Source organism: Streptosporangium sp. G12, from assembly GCF_052983175.1.
Genome location: NZ_JBRIQO010000010.1, coordinates 153933 through 169098 on the forward strand (window position 1 = coordinate 153933; position 15166 = coordinate 169098).

Sequence of the window (15166 nt, forward strand, 5' to 3'; positions counted from 1 at the left end):
CGAGAGATCGTCACCCCGCCACCGGAGGGGTGCGGGGCGAGATACCTCTCGCCGGCCGGTTCCGAGAAGGGCCGGCCTCCCCAAGCCCGAATATGAAGACGCAAGTCACGTCAGAATCTCTAAGGAGAGAGCAGTGGCCAAGGCCAAGTTCGAGCGGACCAAGCCGCACGTAAACATCGGCACCATTGGGCACATCGACCACGGCAAGACCACTCTGACCGCGGCGATCACCAAGGTGCTCCACGAGCGTTTCCCGAACCTCAACGAGGCGACCCCGTTCGACAAGATCGACAAGGCGCCCGAGGAGAAGGCTCGTGGTATCACGATCTCCATCGCGCACGTCGAGTACCAGACCGAGAAGCGCCACTACGCCCACGTGGACTGCCCCGGTCACGCCGACTACGTGAAGAACATGATCACCGGTGCGGCTCAGATGGACGGTGCGATCCTCGTGGTCGCCGCCACCGACGGTCCGATGCCGCAGACGAAGGAGCACGTCCTCCTGGCCCGCCAGGTCGGCGTCCCCTACATCGTCGTGGCCCTCAACAAGTCCGACATGGTGGACGACGAGGAGATCCTGGAGCTCGTCGAGCTCGAGGTCCGTGAGCTCCTCTCGGCCCAGGAGTTCCCCGGCGACGACCTGCCGGTCGTCCGCGTCTCGGCGCTGAAGGCGCTCGAGGGCGACGCCAAGTGGGGCGACTCGATCATCGAGCTCATGACCGCCGTGGACGAGAACGTCCCCGAGCCGACCCGTGAGACCGACAAGCCGTTCCTGATGCCGATCGAGGACGTCTTCTCGATCACCGGTCGCGGCACGGTCGTCACCGGCCGTATCGAGCGTGGCATCGTCAAGGTCAACGAGACCGTCGACATCATCGGCATCAAGGAGACCAAGACCACCACCACGGTCACCGGTGTCGAGATGTTCCGCAAGCTCCTCGACGAGGGCCAGGCGGGTGACAACGTCGGTCTGCTCCTGCGCGGCATCAAGCGCGAGGACGTCGAGCGCGGCCAGTGCATCATCAAGCCGGGCACGACCACCCCGCACACCGAGTTCGAGGCCCAGGTCTACATCCTGAGCAAGGACGAGGGCGGCCGCCACACCCCGTTCTTCAACAACTACCGCCCGCAGTTCTACTTCCGTACGACCGACGTGACCGGCGTGGTGAACCTCCCCGAGGGCACCGAGATGGTCATGCCCGGCGACAACACGGAGATGAACGTCGCGCTGATCCAGCCCATCGCGATGGAGGACGGTCTCAAGTTCGCCATCCGTGAGGGTGGCCGCACCGTCGGTGCGGGTCGAGTGACGAAGATCATCAAGTAGTACGATCGCGGAGTGGCGGTCGGCCCTCGACGCAGGGCCGGCCGCCTCCCCACGAGGGGACCGCGCCGCAGGGCGCGGACCCCGGCAGGACCCCACGAACCGTGATCTCGCAGTTGGTTCGGCCGAAGGATGACCGAACTAATTGCCAGATCACGGAAGAAAGCGCGGACTCACAGCGTCTGCTACGTGGGGCATGTGCGGAGAACGCCGCCCCAGGGCGCGACGTGCTCCGGCACGACGTGGCGGGACCGTCCCGGACGGACCCGGCCATGACACAGCGGCAACAGGCCGCACGTAACTTTTTCAGACGACAGTGAAGGACACCGAGGCCATTATGGCGGGACAGAAGATCCGCATTCGGCTCAAGGCCTATGACCACGAGGTCATCGACGTCTCGGCCAAGAAGATCGTCGAGACGGTGACAAGGACTGGCGCCAAGGTCGCGGGCCCGGTGCCGCTGCCGACCGAGAAGAACGTGTACTGCGTCATCCGCTCGCCGCACAAGTACAAGGACAGCCGCGAGCACTTTGAGATGCGCACGCACAAGCGGCTGATTGACATCATCGACCCGACGCCGAAGACGGTCGACTCGCTCATGCGACTCGACCTTCCCGCCGGCGTTGACATCTCGATCAAGCTCTGAGGGAACGCACTGACATGGCTAACAAGATCAAGGGCGTCCTGGGCAAGAAGCTCGGCATGACCCAGGTCTTCGACGCGGACAACCGGATGGTCCCGGTGACCGTCGTCGAGGCTGGCCCGTGCGTCGTGACCCGCGTCCGCACCGCCGAGAAGGACGGCTACACCGCCGTCCAGCTGGGCTTCGGCCAGGTCGACCCGCGGAAGGTCAACAAGCCGCTCGGCGACTACCTGCGCAAGCACGACATCACCCCGCGCCGTTACTTCGCGGAGATCCGCACCGACGACGCGAGCGACTACACCCTGGGCCAGGAGCTCCTCGCCGACACCTTCGAGGCCGGCCAGTTCGTCGACGTGACGGGCAAGAGCAAGGGCAAGGGTTTCGCGGGTGTCATGAAGCGCCACGGCTTCAAGGGCCTCGGCGCCTCGCACGGTACGCAGCGCAAGCACCGCTCGCCCGGTTCCATCGGTGGCTGCGCCACCCCCGGCCGCGTCTTCAAGGGCGTGCGCATGGCGGGCCGGATGGGCAACGTCCGCACGACCGTCCAGAGCCTCAAGGTTCACGCCGTGGACGCCGAGAAGGGCCTCATCCTGATCAAGGGTGCGATCCCCGGCGCCAACGGCAGCCTGGTCCTGGTCCGCACCGCCGCCAAGAAGGGGGCTGCCAAGTGAGCACCATTGACGTCCTCGACGTACGCGGTGAGAAGGCCGGCACCGTCGACCTGCCGGAGGACATCTTCGGCACGAAGGTCAACATCCCGCTGATCCACCAGGTCGTCGTGGCCCAGCTCGCCGCTCGCCGGCAGGGCACCCACAAGGCGAAGACCCGCGGTGAGGTTCGAGGCGGCGGCAAGAAGCCGTACCGCCAGAAGGGCACCGGCCGCGCCCGCCAGGGTTCGACCCGCGCCCCGCAGTTCACCGGCGGTGGCACCGTCCACGGCCCGGTTCCGCGGGACTACTCCCAGAAGACTCCCAAGAAGATGAAGGCCGCCGCCCTGCGCGGGGCCCTGTCCGACCGGGCGACCGGCGGCCGCGTTCACGTGGTCAGCGGTCTGGTCGAGGGGGAGACCCCGAAGACCAAGGCGGCTCTCGAGTCGCTTCGCAGGCTCACCAAGGCCCGCAGCGTCCTGGTCGTCGTCGACGAGGGTGACGAGCTCAGCTGGCTGAGCCTGCGCAACGCTCCCGAGGTCCACCTTCTGGACGCCGGGCAGCTCAACACCTACGACGTGCTCTGCTACGACGACGTCGTCTTCACTCAGGACGCTTACGACCAGATCGTGGCGCGTCTGAGCAAGAGCGGGAAGGAAGACGCCTGATGGAGAAGATCGCCGACCCGCGCGACATCATCATCAAGCCGGTTGTCTCCGAGAAGAGCTACGGCCTGATCGACGAGCACAACAAGTACACGTTCCTGGTGCGGAAGACGGCCAACAAGACGCAGGTCAAGATCGCCGTTGAGAAGATCTTCGGTGTCAAGGTCGCCAGCGTCAACACCATCAACCGCCAGGGCAAGCGGAAGCGGACCAGGTTCGGCTACGGCCAGCGCCCGGCCACCAAGCGAGCCATCGTCAGCCTGGTCGAGGGCGACCGGATTGACATCTTCGGCCAGATCGGCTGACGCGCTCGCTCAGTAAGTACAGGGAGAAAGCCCCTCGCCGCCTGGTGAGGGGCATTCGACCGGATTAACCGACGAAGGATGAACGAAAAAGATGGGCATCCGTAAACTCAAGCCGACGACCCCGGGTCGCCGCGGCGCCAGCGTCTCGGACTTTGCCGAGATCACGCGCAGCACGCCCGAGAAGTCGCTGCTTGCACCCCTGCACAGCAAGGGTGGCCGTAACGTCCACGGCCGAGTCACCACCCGTCACCAGGGTGGTGGCCACAAGCGCGCCTACCGGATCATCGATTTCCGGCGTCACGACAAGGACGGGATCCCGGCCAAGGTCGCTCACATCGAGTACGACCCGAACCGCACGTCCCGCATCGCGCTGCTGCACTACGCCGACGGGGAGAAGCGCTACATCCTCTGCCCGACCGGCCTCAAGCAGGGCGACAACATCGAGAACGGCCCCACGGCCGACATCAAGCCGGGTAACTGCCTCCCGCTGCGCAACATCCCGACCGGTACCTTCATCCACGCGGTGGAGCTCCGTCCGGGTGGTGGCGCCAAGCTGGGCCGGTCCGCCGGCGCGCAGATCCAGCTCCTCGCCAAGGAGGGCCAGTACGCCACGCTGCGTATGCCCTCCGGCGAGATGCGCCAGGTCGATGTTCGCTGCCGGGCCTCGATCGGCCAGGTCGGCAACGCCGAGCAGGCCAACATCAACTGGGGCAAGGCCGGCCGGATGCGGTGGAAGGGCAAGCGCCCCACCGTCCGCGGTGTCGCGATGAACCCGGTCGACCACCCGCACGGTGGTGGTGAGGGTAAGACCTCCGGCGGTCGTCACCCTGTCAACCCCAAGGGCAAGCCCGAGGGACGTACCCGTGCGGCGAACAAGGCCAGCGACCGGCTGATCATCCGCCGTCGTACCAAGCGGAAGAAGCGGTAGGAGCAGCCAAAATGCCACGTAGCCTTAAGAAGGGTCCCTTCGTGGACGACCACCTTCAGAAGAAGGTGGATGTCCAGAACGAGAAGGGCACCAAAAACGTCATCAAGACGTGGTCGCGGCGCTCCATGATCGTGCCCGACATGCTTGGTCACACGATCGCCGTTCACGACGGCCGTAAGCACGTCCCGGTGTTCGTCACCGAGTCGATGATCGGCCACAAGCTGGGTGAGTTCGCTCCGACGCGAACCTTCCGCAGCCACGTCAAGGAAGACCGCCGCAGCCGGCGATAAGCGCCTCAGGAAGAGGACGTCGAGCCTCACAAGGCGAAACGGACTCGACCAAAACGAAGGGTAAGAGGAGTAAGCGATGGAAGCCAGGGCTCAGGCGCGGTTCGCGCGCCACACGCCCATGAAGGCCCGCCGTGTGGTGGACCTCATTCGCGGGCTGCCCGCTTCGGAGGCGCAGGCCGTGCTGCAGTTCGCTCCCCAGTCGGCGAGCGAGACCGTGTACAAGGTGCTCTCGAGCGCCATTGCCAACGCGGAGCACAACTTCAAGCTCGACCGTGACACGCTCTTCGTGAGCCGTGCCTGGGTCGACGAGGGCCCGACGCTGAAGCGGTTTCGTCCCCGTGCTCAGGGTCGTGCCTATCGGATCAACAAGCGGACCAGCCACATCACCGTGATCGTGGAGTCCCGCGAGCCGAAGGGGAGGACCCGCTAGTGGGTCAGAAGGTTAACCCGCACGGGTTCCGCCTCGGCATCACGACCGACTTCAAGAGCCGGTGGTATGCCGACAAGCTCTACAAGTCGTACGTTGCCGAGGATGTGGCGATCCGCCGCATGCTCAAGAAGGGCATGGAGCGGGCCGGCATCTCCAAGGTGGAGATCGAGCGGACCACCGACCGGGTACAGGTCGACATTCACACCGCCCGTCCGGGCATCGTCATCGGCCGCCGCGGCGCCGAGGCGGACCGGATCCGCGGTGACCTCGAGAAGCTGACCAAGAAGCAGGTCCAGCTGAACATCCTCGAGGTCAAGAACCCTGAGATCGACGCTCAGCTCGTCGCCCAGGGTGTGGCCGAGCAGCTGTCCAGCCGTGTCTCGTTCCGCCGTGCCATGCGCAAGGCGATGCAGTCGGCGATGAAGAGCGGCGCCAAGGGCATCCGGGTGCAGTGCTCCGGTCGTCTCGGCGGCGCCGAGATGTCCCGTTCGGAGTTCTACCGCGAGGGCCGCGTGCCCCTGCACACCCTCCGCGCGGACATCGACTACGGCCTGTACGAGGCCCGCACCACCTTCGGCCGTATCGGCGTGAAGGTGTGGATCTACAAGGGTGAGGCTCCGACCAGCCGCGCCGAGCGCGAGGCGGCCGCCGCCGGTGCTCGTGCCGGCCAGCGTCGTGACCGCGACGACCGTCGTGGCCCCGGTGCCGGTGGCGGCGACCGCCCCCGTCGTGGCGGCGCCGGTGGCGCCCGTCGTGGCGCGGGTGCCGGCCGTGGCGACCGCGCCTCCGCCCCCAGGAACGAGGCGGCCTCGCAGGCTGCCCCCGAGACCGGCCCGGCTGCGCAGCCGGGTGCTGAAGGGAGCTGACCATGCTGATCCCGCGCAGGGTCAAGCACCGCAAGCAGCACCGGCCCGACCGTCACGGCGCCGCCAAGGGCGGCACCAGGGTCGTGTTCGGCGAGTTCGGCATTCAGGCGATTGAGCACTCCTACGTGACCAACCGCCAGATCGAGTCGGCTCGTATCGCGATGACCCGTCACATCAAGCGTGGTGGAAAGGTCTGGATCAACATCTATCCGGACCGCCCCCTCACGAAGAAGCCCGCCGAGACCCGCATGGGTTCCGGTAAGGGTTCGCCGGAGTGGTGGATCGCCAACGTCAAGCCCGGCCGCATCATGTTCGAGCTGTCGGGTGTCGCCGAGCCGGTGGCTCGCGAAGCCCTGCGTCGTGCGATGCACAAGCTGCCGATGAAGTGCCGGTTCGTCAAGCGTGAAGTGGGTGAGGCGTGATGGCTAAGGGCCTGACCGCCGGTGAGCTGCGGGTGGAAGACCAGGACACCCTGGTCACGAAGCTGAAGGAAGCCAAGGAGGAGCTGTTCAACCTCCGCTTCCAGGCAGCGACCGGCCAGTTGGAGAGCCACGGGCGGTTGCGTGCCGTCCGCCGCGAGATCGCCCGTATCTACACCGTGATGCGCGAGCGGGAGCTCGGAATCGTCACGGTAGAGAAGGAGTCGATCGATGGCTGAGGCCACGGAAACCACGACCGAGACGCGGAACTACCGCAAGACCCGTGAGGGTCTGGTCGTCAGTGACAAGATGGACAAGACTGTCGTGGTCGCTGTCGAGGACCGCGTCAAGCACCCCCTGTACGGCAAGGTCATCCGCAGGACGACCAAGTACAAGGCGCACGACGAGGCCAACACCTGCGGTGTCGGCGACCGTGTCCTCCTGATGGAGACCCGGCCGCTGTCCGCCAGCAAGCGCTGGCGGGTCATCGAGATCCTCGAGAAGGCCAAGTAGGCAACGCGCCTCGTGGGGGGTGACACCGTCACCCCCCATGACGGCGTCCAAGGGGGCGAAGCGATCTTCGCCCCGCCTGCGGTGGCGGTCCTGAGAAGGGCTGTCGCCGGGGGAAAAAGACCATCAGGTTCCGCAAGGCTCACCCACGGGTGAGAACCGGCGAGACAAACAGGAGTTCAAGTGATCCAGCAGGAGTCGCGGCTCAAGGTCGCCGACAACACCGGTGCGAAGGAAGTCCTTTGCATCCGTGTTCTCGGTGGCTCGGGCCGCCGTTACGCGGGAATCGGCGACATCATCGTCGCCACGGTCAAGGACGCCATCCCCGGCGGCACCGTGAAGAAGGGCGATGTGGTCAAGGCCGTCATCGTCCGCACCGTCAAGGAGCGCCGCCGTCCCGACGGTTCCTACATCCGCTTCGACGAGAACGCCGCCGTCATCATCAAGGACAGCGGTGACCCCCGGGGCACCCGCATCTTCGGTCCCGTCGGACGTGAGCTGCGTGACAAGAAGTTCATGCGGATCATCTCGCTCGCGCCGGAGGTGTTGTAATGCCGAAGCTTCATGTGAAGAAGGGTGACCTCGTCCTGGTCATCGCCGGCAAGGACAAGGGTGCCAAGGGCCGTGTGATCGCCGCCCACCCGCGCGATGAGCGCGTGGTGGTCGAGGGCGTCAACATGGTCAAGAAGCACGCCAAGGAGACCAACCAGGGTCCGCGCGGCGCCAAGACCGGTGGCGTGCAGACCCTGGAGGCTCCCATCCACGTGAGCAACGTCAAGAAGCTCAAGGATGAGAAGCCTGCCAAGGACGACAAGCCCGCCAAGAAGGAGTCGGCCAAGGCCGCTTCCGAGGAGACGGGTGAGGACAACTGATGACCGCGAACACCACCGAGACCGGACAGCGGGCCCTCCCGCGCCTCAAGCAGCGCTACCGCGAAGAGATCATCGCGAAGCTGAACGAGCAGTTCGAGTTCGAGAACATCATGCTGGTGCCCACCATCACCAAGATCAAGGTGAACATGGGCGTCGGCGAGGCCGCGCGCGACTCGAAGCTCATCGAAGGCGCCGTCCGCGACCTCACCGTGATCACCGGCCAGAAGCCGGCGGTCGTCCGCGCCCGCAAGTCCATCGCCCAGTTCAAGCTGCGCGAGGGCATGCCGATCGGCGCGCACGTCACGCTTCGCGGTGACCGCATGTGGGAGTTCCTCGACCGGCTGCTCTCGCTGGCGCTGCCCCGAATCCGTGACTTCCGCGGTCTGTCGCCCAAGCAGTTCGACGGCAACGGGAACTACACCTTCGGTCTCACCGAGCAGGTCATGTTCCACGAGATCGACCAGGACAAGGTCGACCGCCAGCGTGGTATGGACATCACGGTCGTGACCACCGCTAAGACCGACGACCAGGGCCGGGCGCTGCTGAAGCAGCTCGGATTCCCGTTCAAGGAGGCCTGATCATGGCGAAGACGTCGCTCAAGGTCAAGGCTGCTCGCAAGGCCAAGTTCGAGGTCCGGGCGTACACTCGGTGCTCGCGCTGTGGTCGTCCCCGCGCCGTCTACAGGAAGTTCGGCCTGTGCCGCATCTGCTTCCGCGAGATGGCGCACCGGGGCGAGCTGCCCGGCATCACCAAGTCGAGCTGGTAGCCTTCCGCGCGGCCCCGTGAGCGATCACGGGCCCGCGCGTGGCACCGGCCGCACATAGAAGTCGTATTCACCGGGCGCCGACTACAGGCGCCCATGACCGCACCGTAGGTCCCCTGTGGAAACCGCGGTGAGGAAGGCCACCGGCCATGACGATGACGGACCCGATCGCAGACATGCTGACGCGTCTGCGAAACGCGAACTCGGCGTACCACGACAGTGTGGCGATGCCGTACTCGAAGATCAAGGCGCACATCGCCGAGATCCTCCAGCAGGAGGGTTACATCCAGTCCTGGAGCGTCGAAGACGCCAAGGTCGGAAAGAACCTCGTGGTGGAGCTGAAGTTCGGGCCGACCCGTGAGCGGTCCCTCGCGGGCCTGCGCCGGGTTTCCAAGCCCGGCCTGCGGGTTTATGCAAAGAAGGACAACCTGCCCCGAGTCCTGGGCGGACTGGGCGTCGCGATCATCTCGACGTCCGGCGGTCTCATGACGGACAAGCAGGCCGGCAAGCGTGGAGTGGGCGGGGAAGTCCTCGCCTTCGTTTGGTAGAGGGGAGAACGAACAGCATGTCAAGAATCGGACGGCTGCCCATCCCCGTACCGAACGGAGTGGACGTCGCCATCGACGGCCGGGACGTCACGGTCAAGGGTCCCAAGGGCACGCTTTCACACACGGTCGCGGAACCCATCGCGATCGCCAAGGGTGACGACGGCAACCTGAACGTCACCCGCCCCAACGACGAGAACAAGGTCCGTGCGCTGCACGGCCTGTCCCGCACCCTGGTCGCCAACATGGTGACCGGTGTGACCCAGGGTTACTCGAAGACCCTGGAGATCGTGGGCGTCGGTTACCGCGTGCAGGCCAAGAGCCCGACTCAGCTCGAGTTCGCTCTCGGCTTCAGCCACCCGGTGATCGTCGACGCCCCCGAGGGTGTCACCTTCCGCGTCGAGCGGCCGACGCTGTTCCACGTGGACGGCATCGACAAGCAGAAGGTCGGCGAGATCGCCGCGAACATCCGCAAGTTGCGCAAGCCCGACCCGTACAAGGGCAAGGGCGTGCGCTACCAGGGTGAAGTTATCCGCCGCAAGGTCGGAAAGGCTGGTAAGTAGGCATGGCTGGCAAGACTGCGTTCGGCAAGCACACGGCCGCCCGCGCCGTCTCGCGGGCCCGCCGCCACGGCCGAGTCCGCAAGAAGGTGGCCGGTACGGCCACGCGTCCGCGCCTGGTCGTCAACCGCTCCACGAAGCACCTCTTCGTGCAGATCGTCGACGACACCCAGGGCCACACGCTGGTGAGCGCGTCCACCATGGACGCCTCCCTGCGCTCGGCGGAGGGCGCCAAGACCGACAAGGCCAAGCAGGTCGGCGAGCTTCTCGCTCAGCGGGCCAAGGCAGCCGGGATCACCGCGGTCGTGTTCGACCGGGGTGGCAACCGCTACGCGGGCCGCATCGCGGCGCTGGCAGACAGCGCACGCGAAGGCGGACTGGAGTTCTGATGACTCCGTCCCAGGATCGCAATCCAGGATCGCACCCGATGGCCCGTCTTACGAATGAGAAGAGGAACCACTAATGGCTGGAGCTCCGCGTCGCGGTGGCGCCGCCGGTGGCGAGCGGCGTGACGGTCGTCGTGACGATCGCCGCGGTGGAAACGCTGACAAGGGCGTCTCGTACATCGAGCGCGTTGTGAAGATCAACCGAGTGGCCAAGGTCGTGAAGGGTGGTCGTCGCTTCAGCTTCACCGCCCTCGTCATCGTCGGTGACGGCAACGGCATGGTCGGCGTCGGCTACGGCAAGGCCAAGGAAGTGCCCGCGGCGATCGCCAAGGGTGTCGAAGAGGCCAAGAAGCACTTCTTCAAGGTGCCCCGCATCCAGGGCACCATCCCGCACATCGTGCAGGGCGAAGAGGCCGCGGGCGTCGTCTTCCTGCGTCCGGCCTCGCCCGGTACCGGCGTCATCGCCGGTGGCCCGGTGCGCGCCGTGCTGGAGTGCGCCGGTATCCACGACGTGCTGTCCAAGTCGCTCGGCTCGGACAACCCGATCAACATCGTGCACGCCACGGTGGCGGCCCTGAAGGGCCTCAGCCGCCCCGAGGAGATCGCGGCCCGCCGTGGTCTCCCGATCGAGGACGTCGCCCCCAAGCGGATGCTCAAGGCTCGCGCCGAGGGTCTCGCGGAGGCCGCGGCCGCGAAGGCGGTGAGCTAGTCCATGGCACGCCTGAAGATTACCCAGGTCCGTTCCAAGATCGGTGGCAAGCAGAACCAGCGTGACTCGCTGCGCTCGCTCGGTCTGAAGCGAATCGGCGACGTCGTTGTCAAGGAGGACCGCCCGGAGATCCGCGGCATGGTCACCGTGGTGACGCACCTCGTCACCGTGGAAGAGGTCGACTAGACATGGCAGAGAACACTCCGCTCCGCATCCACCACCTGCGTCCGGCCCCCGGCGCCAACAAGTCGAAGGTCCGTAAGGGCCGCGGCGAGGCGTCCAAGGGCAAGACCGCGGGTCGTGGTACCAAGGGCACGAGGGCCAGGAACAAGGTCCCGCTCGGCTTCGAGGGTGGCCAGGTTCCGCTGCAGCGGCGCCTGCCCAAGTTCAAGGGCTTCTCCAACGCCCTGTTCAAGACGACCTACCAGGTCGTCAACCTTGACAGGCTCGGCGAGCTGTTCCCCGACGGTGGCGACGTCACCGTCGACGCGCTCGTCGCCAAGGGCGCGGTTCGTAAGAACCAGCTCGTCAAGGTTCTGGGAACCGGTGACATCTCCGTGGCGTTGAACGTGGAGGCGCACGCCTTCTCGGCCAAGGCCAAGGACAAGATCGCCGCTGCCGGGGGCTCCGTCTCCGAGCTGTAGGCGTTATCATCACGCGGCGCGGGGGCTCGTAATGGGCTCCCGCGCCCGTAGTGCGTTAGAGTTCGCTGGACAGTGGGCCTCGACTCATTTCCTTGGGCTCATTGACTGGATATGGCAAAGATGGAACACCCCCGCACCATCGCTGACCGACCTCGCCTTTCAGGCGCGCAGGAGGGACCGTGCTGACCGCATTTACCCGAGCGTTCCGTACGCCGGACCTGCGTAAGAAGTTGCTCTTCACTTTGGGCATCATCGCGCTGTTCCGACTTGGGTCGGTCCTGCCGACTCCGGGTGTGCATACCGAGAACATCAGCCGTTGTCTCACCCAGGCGCAGGCGGGGGACGCGGGCAACATCTACGGAATGGTGCAGCTGTTCAGCGGCGGCGCCCTTCTGAAACTTTCAGTTTTCGCCCTCGGCATCATGCCGTACATCACCGCGAGCATCATTCTTCAGCTGCTCGTCGTGGTCATCCCGCGCCTGGAAGCCCTCAAGAAGGAGGGGCAGGCCGGACAGACCAAGATCACGCAGTACACCCGTTACCTGACGGTCGGCCTGGCCGTGCTGCAGTCGACCGCCTTCGTGGCCCTGGCCCGCAGCGGCCAGCTGTTCCCGCAGTGTCGCGAGGAGATCCTCCTCGACAAGGACAACGTCTTCGCCATCGTCACGATGGTGCTGACCATGACGGCCGGCACCGCCGTCGTCATGTGGCTGGGCGAGCTGGTCACCGACCGCGGCATCGGCAACGGCATGTCCATCCTGATCTTCACGCAGGTCATCGCGGTCTTCCCGTCCGAGCTGCTGAACATCGCCCGCCAAAAGGGCGCCTTCGTCTTCGCCGTGGTCATCGTCGTCGGTATCGCGATGATCGCCCTGGTCGTGATGGTGGAGCAGGCGCAGCGCCGGATCCCGGTGCAGTACGCCAAGCGCATGGTCGGCCGCAGGATGTACGGCGGGACGTCGACCTACATCCCGCTGAAGGTCAACCAGGCCGGCATCATCCCGGTCATCTTCGCCTCCTCGCTGCTCTACCTTCCGCAGCTGATCACGACGCTCTTCACGAACACCCAGGAAGAGCCGCACCCGATCATCCAGTGGATCTCGCAGGAGTTCGGCGGCGGCGGGACCACCCCGACGTACATGATCACCTTCTTCCTGCTTATCGTCTTCTTCACGTACTTCTACGTGTCGATTACCTTCAACCCCGTTGAAGTCGCCGACAACATGAAGAAGTACGGTGGGTTCATCCCGGGCATCCGTCCGGGCCGCCCGACGGCTGAGTACTTGAACTACGTGCTCACGCGACTCACCGCTCCTGGCGCGCTGTATCTGGGCCTGATCTCCATGGTGCCGATCGTCGCGCTGGCGCTCGTCGGTGCGAGTCAGAACTTCCCGTTCGGAGGGACGAGCATTCTGATCATGGTTGGTGTCGGCCTCGACACCGTGAAGCAGATCGAGAGCCAGCTGCAGCAGCGCAACTATGAAGGCTTCCTGAAGTAGTGCGCCTCGTCCTGGTCGGGCCCCCCGGAGCGGGTAAGGGGACACAGGCCCAGTTCGTCGCATCGAACCTGTCGATCCCGAAGATTTCGACAGGTGACATCTTCCGCGCCAATGTCTCGGGTGGCACGGAGCTCGGCAAGCTTGCCAAGGAATACATGGACCGCGGCGACCTCGTACCCGACGAGGTCACCATCGCGATGGTCCGCGACCGCCTCGCCGAGAAAGACGCGCAGGACGGTTTCCTGCTCGACGGCTTCCCCAGGAACGTGCCCCAGGCCGAGATCCTGAAGAAGATCCTCGCCGAGTTCGAGGTCGGTCTGGACATCGTCCTGGAGCTCGTGGTCGACGACGAGGAGGTCGTCCGCAGGCTCGCGGGACGCCGGACCTGCAGCCAGTGCGGCCGCATCTGGCATGTCGACTTCGATGACAAGAAGGACGACGTCTGCGACGCCTGCAACGGCCGGCTGTACCAGCGGGACGACGACAAGGAGGCGACCGTCAGGCACCGCCTGGAGGTCTACCAGGAGCAGACCGCTCCCCTGGTCTCCTTCTACGCCGACGAGGGGATCCTGGTCGGCGTGGACGCCACCGGTCCGGTGGAAGAGGTCACCCAGCGCGCGATGGAGGCTCTGAACCCCTTCATCGGCTAGCGAAGCGATAGCACCGAGCACGCCACCCATGGGTTTCTCATGGGTGGCGTGCTGTCATTTAGGGCAGAATCGGGGGAATTGGGCTCCCGGACCGCCCGTTGAACCACCCCAGGGGGTGTGCACGTGTTCAAGAAGAACAAGCATGGAATCCAGATGAAGACGCCCGAGCAGGTGGAGAAGATGCGGGCGGCAGGTCTCGTGGTCGGCCGTACCCTGCAACTCCTGCGGGAGAGCGTCCAGCCGGGCATGACGCCCCTGGACCTGGACGCGATCGCGGAGAAGGCCATCAGGGACGAGGGGGCGATCCCCTCCTTCAAGGGCTACCAGGGCTTTCCCGCGACGATCTGCGCCTCGGTCAACCACGAGGTCGTCCACGGCATCCCGAGTGACCGCCGCCCGCTGCGGGAGGGCGACATCATCTCGATCGACTGTGGCGCCATCCTGGACGGCTGGCACGGCGACTCGGCCGTCACGGTCCCGGTCGGCGAGGTGGATCCCAAGCTGACCGAGCTGATGCGGGTCACCGAGGAGGCCATGTGGCGGGGCATCGCCGCGCTCACCGTGGGCCGCCATCTGTCCGATATCGGCCACGAGGTGGAGAAGTACGTCCGCTCCCAGGGGCGCTACGGCATCCCGCAGGAGTACGGCGGCCACGGCATCGGCACCGAGATGCACATGGACCCGTGGGTGGCCAACCACGGCAAGCCCGGCCGGGGCCCGAAGTTCGAGCCGGGCATGTGCTTCGCCGTCGAGCCGATGGTCAACCTCGGGACGGACAGGACCAAGGTGCTGGCCGACGACTGGACCGTGGTCACGATCGACGGAAAGGTCTCCGCACACTTCGAACACAGCGTCGCCGTGACACATAATGGACCTTGGGTATTGACCGCCCTTGACGGGGGGAAAGAGCGGCTTGCCGACCTGTTGGGAGACGCGGGCTGATTCGGGCCCGCCGGCGAGCGGATGTGGTGACATGGCGGCTGGTCCGGAGATGCGAGCCTCCGACGGAGATCGCGACAAGGTCGCCTCGGTCCTGAGGGAGCACTACGCCCAGGGACGCCTGACCACGGAGGAGTTCGACGAGCGTCTGGAGCAGCTCTACACCAGCAAGACGTACGGCGAACTCGCCGTCCTCACCTCCGACCTTCCGGACGTCGACCTGCGCCGGCTCCCCGAGGCCCCCTCCCGGGCCCCTGAGCGCGCCAAGGCGAGCAGCGTGAAGGGCGCGCAGGACAAGGGCCTGACGGCCGCCTGGTCCGTCTGGGCGACGGCCAGCGGCATCAACTGGATGATCTGGCTCATCATCGGGGTGACCGGCGACGACTTCCCGTACCCGTGGCCCCTGTGGGTCATGGGCCCGTGGGGTGTGGTGTTGCTGGTGACGACGGTCGCCACGGTCCTGGGGCGAGGACGGAACCCGTAATAGTGCACTCTGGGCGTTGAGTGTGCATTCCTCCGCAGAAGGAGGGATTGAATCTTCCTAACGTGAGCGGTGTCCGGACAGCCGGACC

General features: G+C 65.8%; 26 protein-coding genes. All 26 read left to right on the top strand.

The genetic code is table 11. The features are described from left to right. The first annotated feature begins 133 nt into the window (after window positions 1–133). The 26 genes from tuf to ACVCAG_RS17305 all read left to right on the top strand — a co-directional run bounded on the left by tuf (window position 134) and on the right by ACVCAG_RS17305 (window position 15078). Complete coding sequence (gene tuf / locus ACVCAG_RS17180) at window positions 134–1327, top strand: elongation factor Tu (RefSeq protein ID WP_362839969.1); 1194 nt, start codon at window positions 134–136, stop codon at window positions 1325–1327. A 334-nt stretch (window positions 1328–1661) separates the two neighbouring features. Next, window positions 1662–1970 carry a 30S ribosomal protein S10 gene (gene rpsJ / locus ACVCAG_RS17185; protein WP_030912931.1) on the top strand — a complete coding sequence of 103 codons (309 nt, stop codon included), beginning with the start codon at window positions 1662–1664 and terminating at the stop codon, window positions 1968–1970. 14 nt (window positions 1971–1984) lie between these two features. After that, complete coding sequence (rplC, locus tag ACVCAG_RS17190; RefSeq protein ID WP_329089937.1) at window positions 1985–2638, top strand: 50S ribosomal protein L3; 654 nt, start codon at window positions 1985–1987, stop codon at window positions 2636–2638. After that, window positions 2635–3282, top strand: coding sequence for a 50S ribosomal protein L4 (rplD, locus tag ACVCAG_RS17195; RefSeq protein ID WP_344746698.1), 648 nt, complete (start codon window positions 2635–2637; stop codon window positions 3280–3282). The genes rplC and rplD overlap by 4 nt, the downstream gene beginning before the upstream one ends. After that, a complete protein-coding gene (gene rplW, locus ACVCAG_RS17200) occupies window positions 3282–3584 on the top strand; it encodes a 50S ribosomal protein L23 (protein WP_030912923.1) in 303 nt (100 codons plus the stop codon). The genes rplD and rplW overlap by 1 nt, the downstream gene beginning before the upstream one ends. Before the next feature lie 91 nt (window positions 3585–3675). Next, window positions 3676–4512, top strand: a complete 837-nt coding sequence (rplB, locus tag ACVCAG_RS17205; protein WP_329089941.1) for a 50S ribosomal protein L2 — start codon at window positions 3676–3678, stop codon at window positions 4510–4512. A gap of 11 nt (window positions 4513–4523) precedes the next feature. Next, the gene (gene rpsS / locus ACVCAG_RS17210) at window positions 4524–4802 is read left to right on the top strand and encodes a 30S ribosomal protein S19 (protein WP_012887835.1); all 279 of its coding nucleotides are present in this window, start codon (window positions 4524–4526) and stop codon (window positions 4800–4802) included. Between the two features lie 76 nt (window positions 4803–4878). Then, complete coding sequence (gene rplV, locus ACVCAG_RS17215) at window positions 4879–5232, top strand: 50S ribosomal protein L22 (RefSeq protein WP_030912916.1); 354 nt, start codon at window positions 4879–4881, stop codon at window positions 5230–5232. After that, window positions 5232–6098 (top strand): 30S ribosomal protein S3, encoded by an 867-nt coding sequence (gene rpsC, locus ACVCAG_RS17220; RefSeq protein ID WP_362870059.1) that lies wholly within the window; start codon window positions 5232–5234, stop codon window positions 6096–6098. The genes rplV and rpsC overlap by 1 nt, the downstream gene beginning before the upstream one ends. A 2-nt stretch (window positions 6099–6100) precedes the next feature. Then, window positions 6101–6520, top strand: a complete 420-nt coding sequence (gene rplP, locus ACVCAG_RS17225; protein WP_030912912.1) for a 50S ribosomal protein L16 — start codon at window positions 6101–6103, stop codon at window positions 6518–6520. Beyond that, window positions 6520–6756 (top strand): 50S ribosomal protein L29, encoded by a 237-nt coding sequence (rpmC, locus tag ACVCAG_RS17230; protein WP_030912909.1) that lies wholly within the window; start codon window positions 6520–6522, stop codon window positions 6754–6756. The genes rplP and rpmC overlap by 1 nt, the downstream gene beginning before the upstream one ends. Next, window positions 6749–7030, top strand: coding sequence for a 30S ribosomal protein S17 (gene rpsQ, locus ACVCAG_RS17235; RefSeq protein WP_326635528.1), 282 nt, complete (start codon window positions 6749–6751; stop codon window positions 7028–7030). Before rpmC ends, rpsQ begins: the two co-directional genes overlap by 8 nt. 180 nt (window positions 7031–7210) lie before the next feature. Next, window positions 7211–7579 carry a 50S ribosomal protein L14 gene (gene rplN / locus ACVCAG_RS17240; RefSeq protein WP_012887841.1) on the top strand — a complete coding sequence of 123 codons (369 nt, stop codon included), beginning with the start codon at window positions 7211–7213 and terminating at the stop codon, window positions 7577–7579. Then, on the top strand, window positions 7579–7899 hold the full coding sequence (gene rplX, locus ACVCAG_RS17245) for a 50S ribosomal protein L24 (protein WP_440082811.1): 321 nt from the start codon (window positions 7579–7581) through the stop codon (window positions 7897–7899). The genes rplN and rplX overlap by 1 nt, the downstream gene beginning before the upstream one ends. Beyond that, complete coding sequence (gene rplE, locus ACVCAG_RS17250) at window positions 7899–8477, top strand: 50S ribosomal protein L5 (protein WP_329089947.1); 579 nt, start codon at window positions 7899–7901, stop codon at window positions 8475–8477. The genes rplX and rplE overlap by 1 nt, the downstream gene beginning before the upstream one ends. Window positions 8478–8479: 2 nt before the next feature. Beyond that, entirely contained in the window at window positions 8480–8665 is a 186-nt protein-coding gene (locus ACVCAG_RS17255) for a type Z 30S ribosomal protein S14 (RefSeq protein WP_012887844.1), read from the top strand. 146 nt (window positions 8666–8811) lie between these two features. Next, the gene (rpsH, locus tag ACVCAG_RS17260) at window positions 8812–9210 is read left to right on the top strand and encodes a 30S ribosomal protein S8 (RefSeq protein ID WP_329089949.1); all 399 of its coding nucleotides are present in this window, start codon (window positions 8812–8814) and stop codon (window positions 9208–9210) included. A gap of 17 nt (window positions 9211–9227) precedes the next feature. Beyond that, a complete protein-coding gene (rplF, locus tag ACVCAG_RS17265) occupies window positions 9228–9770 on the top strand; it encodes a 50S ribosomal protein L6 (RefSeq protein WP_344746701.1) in 543 nt (180 codons plus the stop codon). A 2-nt stretch (window positions 9771–9772) separates the two neighbouring features. Next, window positions 9773–10156, top strand: coding sequence for a 50S ribosomal protein L18 (gene rplR / locus ACVCAG_RS17270; RefSeq protein ID WP_344913778.1), 384 nt, complete (start codon window positions 9773–9775; stop codon window positions 10154–10156). A gap of 73 nt (window positions 10157–10229) precedes the next feature. After that, window positions 10230–10862: a 30S ribosomal protein S5 gene (rpsE, locus tag ACVCAG_RS17275; RefSeq protein ID WP_329089955.1), complete on the top strand. Its 633-nt coding sequence runs from the start codon at window positions 10230–10232 to the stop codon at window positions 10860–10862. 3 nt (window positions 10863–10865) lie between these two features. Next, window positions 10866–11048: a 50S ribosomal protein L30 gene (rpmD, locus tag ACVCAG_RS17280; RefSeq protein ID WP_012887849.1), complete on the top strand. Its 183-nt coding sequence runs from the start codon at window positions 10866–10868 to the stop codon at window positions 11046–11048. Window positions 11049–11050: 2 nt separating this feature from the next. Continuing rightward, window positions 11051–11506: a 50S ribosomal protein L15 gene (rplO, locus tag ACVCAG_RS17285; protein ID WP_362839960.1), complete on the top strand. Its 456-nt coding sequence runs from the start codon at window positions 11051–11053 to the stop codon at window positions 11504–11506. Window positions 11507–11685: 179 nt separating this feature from the next. After that, window positions 11686–13005 (top strand): preprotein translocase subunit SecY, encoded by a 1320-nt coding sequence (gene secY / locus ACVCAG_RS17290; protein ID WP_440082812.1) that lies wholly within the window; start codon window positions 11686–11688, stop codon window positions 13003–13005. Then, window positions 13005–13655, top strand: coding sequence for an adenylate kinase (locus ACVCAG_RS17295; protein WP_440070953.1), 651 nt, complete (start codon window positions 13005–13007; stop codon window positions 13653–13655). Before secY ends, ACVCAG_RS17295 begins: the two co-directional genes overlap by 1 nt. 123 nt (window positions 13656–13778) lie before the next feature. Then, window positions 13779–14597, top strand: coding sequence for a type I methionyl aminopeptidase (gene map / locus ACVCAG_RS17300; protein WP_440070954.1), 819 nt, complete (start codon window positions 13779–13781; stop codon window positions 14595–14597). A gap of 49 nt (window positions 14598–14646) precedes the next feature. After that, window positions 14647–15078, top strand: coding sequence for a DUF1707 domain-containing protein (locus tag ACVCAG_RS17305; RefSeq protein ID WP_447190020.1), 432 nt, complete (start codon window positions 14647–14649; stop codon window positions 15076–15078). Window positions 15079–15166 lie beyond the last annotated feature (88 nt).